Source organism: Arcanobacterium sp. (ex Cirak et al. 2026), assembly GCF_053585065.1.
In genome coordinates, this window is the sequence record NZ_JBQJCE010000016.1 from 22,795 (window position 1) to 30,303 (window position 7,509).

The 7,509-nt window shown below is 52.5% G+C and carries 5 protein-coding genes; 2 read left to right on the plus strand and 3 right to left on the minus strand.

What is annotated here, in order from left to right; translation table 11 throughout:
• Nucleotides 1-59 precede the first annotated feature (59 nt).
• Nucleotides 60-2,456, plus strand: a complete 2,397-nt coding sequence (locus ACTOVJ_RS07645; protein WP_449501941.1) for a DNA gyrase/topoisomerase IV subunit A — start codon at nt 60-62, stop codon at nt 2,454-2,456.
• A 22-nt stretch (nt 2,457-2,478) separates the two neighbouring features.
• Here the strand turns inward: ACTOVJ_RS07645 and ACTOVJ_RS07650 are convergent, their stop codons facing one another.
• The 3 genes from ACTOVJ_RS07650 to ACTOVJ_RS07660 are packed head-to-tail and all read right to left on the minus strand — an operon-like array spanning nt 2,479 to nt 6,524.
• A complete protein-coding gene (locus ACTOVJ_RS07650) occupies nt 2,479-3,372 on the minus strand; it encodes a GNAT family N-acetyltransferase (RefSeq protein ID WP_449504680.1) in 894 nt (297 codons plus the stop codon).
• A complete protein-coding gene (locus ACTOVJ_RS07655) occupies nt 3,369-4,355 on the minus strand; it encodes a hypothetical protein (RefSeq protein WP_449504681.1) in 987 nt (328 codons plus the stop codon). Before ACTOVJ_RS07655 ends, ACTOVJ_RS07650 begins: the two co-directional genes overlap by 4 nt.
• A gap of 57 nt (nt 4,356-4,412) precedes the next feature.
• Nucleotides 4,413-6,524 carry a DNA gyrase/topoisomerase IV subunit B gene (locus tag ACTOVJ_RS07660; protein WP_449501938.1) on the minus strand — a complete coding sequence of 704 codons (2,112 nt, stop codon included), beginning with the start codon at nt 6,522-6,524 and terminating at the stop codon, nt 4,413-4,415.
• A 303-nt stretch (nt 6,525-6,827) separates the two neighbouring features.
• Between ACTOVJ_RS07660 and ACTOVJ_RS07665 the strand changes: the two genes are divergently transcribed.
• Complete coding sequence (locus ACTOVJ_RS07665) at nt 6,828-7,415, plus strand: PH domain-containing protein (protein ID WP_449501937.1); 588 nt, start codon at nt 6,828-6,830, stop codon at nt 7,413-7,415.
• Nucleotides 7,416-7,509: the final 94 nt, after the last annotated feature.

Here is a 7,509-nt window from a genome sequence, read left to right on the forward strand (position 1 = left end):
CGAGGTATGCCACCCGTGGCGCTCCCCCTATTGCTAGGAAAAACAGCGATAATAGACAAATGGCTGACATGAAGGAACACATTGTCGATATCGACGTTTCACAGGAGATGCGCACCTCTTTCTTGGAGTATTCCTACTCTGTGATTTACGCGCGCGCTCTGCCAGATGCGCGCGATGGTCTCAAGCCAGTCCAGCGTCGTATTTTGTTCCAAATGAATCAGATGGGGCTCAAGCCTGACCACGGTCATGTGAAATCCTCACGTGTGATCGGCGACGTTATGGGGCGTCTCCATCCCCACAGCGATACTGCCATCTATGATGCGATGGTTCGTATGGCTCAGTCATTCACGATGAGATTGCCAATGGTTGATGGGCATGGAAACTTTGGCTCTCTCGACGACGGCCCAGCAGCATCTCGCTACACCGAGGCCCGGATGGCGCCTGCCGCACTAGCAATGACAGCGTCACTCGACGAAGACGTCGTCGACATGGTTCCCAATTACGACAACACCCTTCTGCAGCCTGAAGTGTTGCCTGCCGCGATCCCGAATCTTCTTGTCAACGGCTCATCAGGAATCGCCGTGGGCATGGCCACGAACATGGCACCCCATAACCTCAATGAGGTCATCGCCGGTGCAAAGTATCTTCTGAACCATCCAGATGCCACTCTTGATGACTTGATGACATATATTCCTGGCCCAGACCTCCCTGAAGGCGGGCGGATCGTGGGGCTCGACGGCATCCGCCAAGCCTATGAGACAGGACGCGGGATCTTCCGCACACGCGCAACCGCGCACATCGAAAATATCACGTCACGTAAGAAGGGCATTGTTTTCTCAGAACTGCCCTACCTCGTCGGCCCAGAAAAAGTCATCGAGAAAATTAAAGATGGTGTCCAGAACAAGAAGCTTACTGGAATTAGCGGGGTACAGAATCTCACCGACCGTCATCACGGGATGCGGTTGGTCGTTGAAGTGAAAAATGCCGCCTCTCCCGAAGAGGTACTCGCGTCGCTGTATCAACACACTCCACTGGAGGAATCGTTCGGCATTAATAATGTCGCTCTTGTGGACGGCGAACCGCGCACACTTGGCCTCCGTGAGCTTTTGCAGGTGTTTATTGACCACCGTATCTCAGTGACTCGCCGCCGTTCGCAATTCCGGCTCAACAAAGCTCTCGAACGCCTCCACCTGGTTGAAGGCCTGCTCATCGCCATCGCAGACATCGACGAAGTCATTCAACTGATCCGCTCATCCGAGGATTCGGCAACAGCGAAGACTCGTCTGAGAGAAGTCTTTGATCTCTCAGCCGAACAAGCTGATTACATCCTTGAACTTCGTCTCCGCCGTCTAACAAAGTTCTCTCAAATCGAACTCGAGTCTGAACGCAATGAGTTGAGAAAAACAATTGAGCACTTACAAGAAATTCTCGGGTCAGAACTCGCTCTTAAAGCACTGATTACTCGAGAACTGAGCGATGTCGCGCGCGACTATGGCACCCCGCGTCGGACTATCTTGCTCGAATCCGATACCTCAACCGGCGCCAATGGCAAGCCGAAGAAACTTTCGGATGATCCGGCGTGGGTTCTTCTGTCTACCTCTGGACGCGTCGCGCGAGTCGAAGGAGAAGCTCCCCTCTCCCGCGAAGGGCATGTCCCCCACGGAGCACTTCTATCGTCTATCCTCGCTTCCAATCTCACCGACGTCGGTGTGGTCACCAGCGGAGGTACCGTGGCACGTTTGCGTGTCGCAGACGTACCGGCATTGCCACGAACCCAAACGACGCCATCACTCGAAGCAGGTGCCCCAATCGACGAGATTGTGCTCCTCCCTCCAAAAGAAAAAGTTGTTGGACTCATCTCTCTGGACTCCGACGATATCATCGCCGTCGCCACAGCTCAGGGGAAGATCAAACGGACTAATGCGGCTGACGCCGCAAATGCTGGGTATCTGATCACTTTGCTCGGTGACGACGTGGTCGTCGGAGTTTCCAGCACTCGTGATGACGACGATGTGGTGCTGGTATCCTCCGACGCACAGCTTCTACGTTTCCCCGCAAGCGATGTTCGCCCTCAGGGTTACGCGGGACGTGGCATAGCAGGAATGAGGCTGAGTCAAGACGCCCGCGTTATTGCGTTTGGCTGTGTCCCAAGCAATGATTTAGCTGCCCACGTGGTTGCCACGATCTCAGGTGCCGAAGACGCGTTACCAGGTACAGTCGCTGGACATGTCAAGCTCACACCTCTCGATCGCTATCCAGCGAAAGGGCGAGCAACTGGAGGCGTGCGAACGCATCGTTTCCTACGCGGCGAAAACATACTGCAATACGCCTGGGTTGGACCGTTGCCAGCACACGCAGTTGATGCAAAGGGCAAGGCAATCGTTCTTCCGGATATCGATGAACGACGCGACGGATCAGGAGAAGCACTCGCCCACCCGATTTCTGGAATTGGCTAAAGGCCACTCAAGTGGCTCAGTCTCAGTGAGCGGAGAACTGGCGACCCCATGCCCGCTCGGATGCTACCGGGGTAAACCCGAGCTGGATGAACGAATCATAAACGGGAGATTCGGCATCGAGATCTAAAGACACCGCTCCGATCCCTTCCCTAGCAAATGCGTTCTCAGCAACAGCAAGGAGACAAGCGCCAACTCGCCGGCGTTGCCATTGTGGCTCGACAACTAGCTCCTCGACAAGGGCTTCGGGAGCTGCCCATCCTTCAACTCGTGAGGCCAAAAGATAGCCCACTAGTTTGGGACGGTCGGAAAACTCATCAATTGCACCAAAACGCCATGTGCACTGTGGACCGAGCCATGCTCCAGCGTCAGCGAAAACTGTTCGTCGAAGTTTGTGGGCTTCCTCTTCCATGGATTCCTCTAGCGCACCGACTCGTACATAGTGTGCATCGGAAATCTGGGGCATTCCGGTGCCAATATGCTTTCGCATGGAAACGATGGCATCTCTAGTGTGAAATGCAAATGCTTGCATGAGAGCCTCAAGGTCGCTGTTATCACGATCGACATACATTCGCATTGTCCATGAATGAAGCCGCTGTTCACGAGCAATTTCTCCACTCGCTTCGATCGAGCGGCTAATCACGTGTCGTCCGATTCCGCGACGACGAAAATCCGGATGTACACCCCCACTCATCGTCATCTGCGCCGAGGAGGGATCATGGAGACGCACCATCGAATACGCCACCAAAGTAGGACCAGAAAAGAATCCGCGAATACGATGCGGAAAATCTGAGGAAAAATACTCTTCTACCTCGGTACTTGAGGTACGAAGTTGCGCTCGCTGAGCCGCTTCACAGGCAGAAATGAGTTTTGTTAGGGCATGGCAGTCACCAGTGCCCAGGACACGCTCGGCAATCATAGTGTGATCGCATATCTGATCAGTGCACCGTCGGTGGTGAATCCGGCAAGTTTCAATGCGTCGATAATCGGCTCGTTATCAGCAACAAGGACACGCAATTGAGAAAAACGCGTTGCGACAAAGCCTGCATGAGCGAGAATGACGTGATACATGACCTCAGTTGAAAGGTGTGGGCGTATCCCTCGAGCACGAACCAAACCACCGCCTTGGCGTCCCTCCTCGACAAGACCGTACATCGCGATACCATCAACATCGTCGACGACGATTGATGCTTCCGCATTGACGGTACAGATCAGCAAACGCCAATCCTCATCACCAGCAGGCTTCAAGAACGGCGATTTTGCGCAATCAGAATTGTTCATGAGGTGGAGTTGATCGAGATCTTCCTCGCGCAAGGTATGAACTTGGTATCCGTGAGCATGTAAATAAGATAGAGATTCTCGCCCTAGCACCGCCATCTGCGCGACGTCGGCCAGGTAGAAGCGTCGCGATTCCACGGGAGCAAAGCCACCAGCAGCGAGAAGACGACGCAAATCGGAATTTTCTTCTTCGGAGATGGAATCAATCTCGATGCCTGTTGCACCCGGCACTCTCATCGCCAATTCACGAGCTCGACCATCTTGCCATTCGAGGACAGCGCGCCCGACCCCCTTTTGACGCCAGCTACGGGAGATCACTCCTTCAACTTGTGCGCGAACAATCGGCGTATTGAGCGGATTAACAATAACCGAAGCGTAGGCCTGCATAACGCCTTCCGCATCAAATCCACCGATTACATCAGAAAACTCAGGGAGCACATTCATTCGTGCAAGACGAGCAAGCATCACGGGCTCACGTCGGATATGGTTCTCACCAGTCGTCGCTTGAGCCGCAAGAATGAGCATTCGCTCTAGATCGGAAACGCGTGCACGCCTCCATACCAAACCGAGATGTGGCGGCGGAAAGCTTACGCCCTTGCGTACAGGGTCTGCCCACTGTGCCACAGGCTCTCCTCTCGTTTCCATTGGCAACCTGTTGTTATCCATTCTTCCAAGAAAATCTTAGGCGTCAATTTGATCTCGCGAAATCTGGTCAGCGCTTTCCACGATAAATTCCTTGCGCGGAGCAACTTCAGAGCCCATGAGAAGCTCAAATGTTGACTCGGCGTAACGCAACGCTTCAATATCTGCCATCGAGATTCGTCGCAAGGTGCGGTGAGCGGGATCCATCGTTGTTTCGGCGAGCTGATCAGCATCCATCTCACCCAGACCTTTGTACCGCTGAATCGGCTCTTTATAGCTACGTCCTTGCTTTTTTAACTTTGCAAGTTCTCGCACAAGCTCGTTATCAGAGTATGTATAGATCAACTCCCCCTTACGGCGGCCGGCTCCAGCCACTTCAATACGGTGCAATGGTGGAACTGCAGCATAGACTCGTCCTGCCTCGACAAGTGGTCGCATATAGCGGAAAAAGAGCGTGAGCAACAAGGTACGAATATGCGCGCCGTCAACGTCTGCATCCGTCATGAAAATAATCTTGCCATAGCGAACAGCGTCAACATCGAAAGTGCGTCCTGAGCCAGCGCCAACAACTTGAATAATCGACGATACTTCTGCATTTTTCAAAATATCGGTAGGCGAGGCTTTTTGAACGTTAAGAATTTTTCCACGAATCGGCAGGAGCGCTTGGAACTCTGAATTTCTCGCCAGTTTGGCGGTTCCGAGTGCAGAGTCTCCCTCAACGATAAACAGCTCAGAGCGCGAGACATCTTCGCTTCTGCAATCAGCAAGTTTGGCGGGCAACGTGGAAGTTTCCAAGGCGTTCTTGCGCCGTGAAATTTCTTTTTGTGTTCGCGCGGCGACTCGCGCACGCATCTCTGCCACGATTTTCTCTGCCAGTCGCATCGTCTCGGTCTTCTGATCGCGTTTATTGGACAACAGAATCTCAGACAACTCCGTGTCAACAACTTTGGAGACAATCGCGCGTATTGCTGAAGTGCCAAGGATTTCTTTCGTCTGACCTTCAAACTGCGGTTCCGGGAAATGTACGGAGATGACGGCGGTCAATCCTGCAAGAATATCTTCTTTTTCAATCTTTGGGTCACGGGCTGAGAGCTTGAGTTGACGAGACTTAGAATCGATGACTCCACGCAACGCTTTCACTACACCCTGCTCAAAGCCCGCCAAATGTGTACCACCCTTGGGTGTGGCAATAATATTGACGAAAGATTCCTCGGTGGTTTCGTAGCCATTTCCCCAGCGTAAGGCAATGTCCACCTGGCAAGTACGCTCAACATCTTTGGGTGCAAGATGACCCGTATGTGGATCGAGAGCTTGAACCGTCTCCGTGAATGTTCCCTCGCCGGTCAGGTGCATCGTATCCGTGATGGCAGCATCGGAAGCGAGAAAATCGACGAAGTCAACAACCCCACCCTCATATTGAAAGGTTTCGTGCCGATCTGAGTTGTCATTGAGCTGGCGCTCGTCGGTTACGTTCATCGTCAGACCTGGGACAAGGAACGCCTTTTCACGCACACGCTCAATGAGCTCAGAATACGAAAACTGTGCAGAGTCAGGAAAAATCTGAGGATCTGCCCAGTAGCGAACTTTGGTGCCCGTGTCCTTCTTAGCGACCTTACCCGCGACTCGTAGCTCCGAGGAATCCTCGTCAGGAGTAAAGGGCGAATCAGGACTCACCCCTGCGCTGTCATCGAAAACGCCCGGTTCCCCGCGGCTAAAAGACATTGTCCAAATCTTGCCATCACGCTTCACCCACACGTCGAGACGCGCAGATAACGCGTTCACGACAGATGCCCCCACTCCGTGGAGTCCGCCTGATGACGCGTACGACCCTCCGCCGAACTTGCCACCGGCGTGCAGCTTGGTGTAGACCACTTCAAGACCCGATGCGCCTGTCCCCGGGACTTCGTCTACAGGGATGCCACGGCCGTCATCGTCAACTTCAATTGAGCCATCTTTGCAGAGACGAACATTGATGCGATGTGCATATCCTTCGAGTGCTTCATCAACGCCATTATCAATAATTTCCCAGGCACAGTGCATGAGGCCCCGCGAATCCGTGGAACCGATATACATTCCTGGGCGTTTACGAACCGCCTCGAGCCCCTCGAGAACAGAAAGGTGACGCGCGTTGTACTCGTTGTTTTTTGGCACCTAGAGAGTTTAACGCGAAACCCGTAATGATCGCCCAATGCGCGCCGGAAGTGGATAAATCCACATGAGGAGTGAGAAACAGTTGGATCCACCCTTGCCTTCAGCTACGGCCACGCCCATAAGATACAAAACAAAGATGCTTAATAAATAGATTCAGATATAACCGCAACATAAATGAAATATGTAGTGTCATAACCCATGAATGACACGCCTATAAGCTGGAAAAATGCCATATTAATTGACAGTCAGATTATGCGATAATACGCTACATTCTGCACATACTCATTCACTTAAGGAAAACAAATGAGCGTCAATACTGAAACATCTTTTCAACTTGCACCTGGCGAGAACAACATCTATGGAACGAAAGTCTCCCCATCATTGATGACGTGGTATATGCAAGGCGAGCTCATGTGCTCGTCAACACGTTTCGTTTTCAAAATGCCTAATACTTTGCTCGGCCTCATCCCTCTGGGAAGCACCGAAAACATCATTCCACTCAAAACTATCGCTTCAGTGAACACCGCCACAAAGTTCTATATTGGACGTTTTATCATCGGCATCCTTATTTTCCTTGCTGGACTTCTAACGCTCCGCAGTAGTTTTCTGGGCGGACTTCTCCTTGTCGCAATTGGTCTCATGTTTTTGGCCATGACTTTCCCAGGAGAACTTCGAGTAGTAAACCCAGCAGGCGGCGTACAAAGTGTGACCGTATCTATTCTTGAAAAAGCAAAGCTTGCCGCTTTTGCGAAAGAGCTCCAAAATCGCGTCTTCGCCGATCTTGAGCAGACACGCCACGACGAAGCACAGACAATGCGCATGATGCAGACTCAGCTTGCACAGATGCAACTTCAGAACCAGCAGCAGACGATGAGAAACGATCAGCAGTAACACATGCCGTTTACCAGCAACAGCACTGACATGGGGAAGTGGGGGGGGGCGGGGGGGGGGGGGGCGCACGCCCCAGAGAGAAGTATTTTTTTTT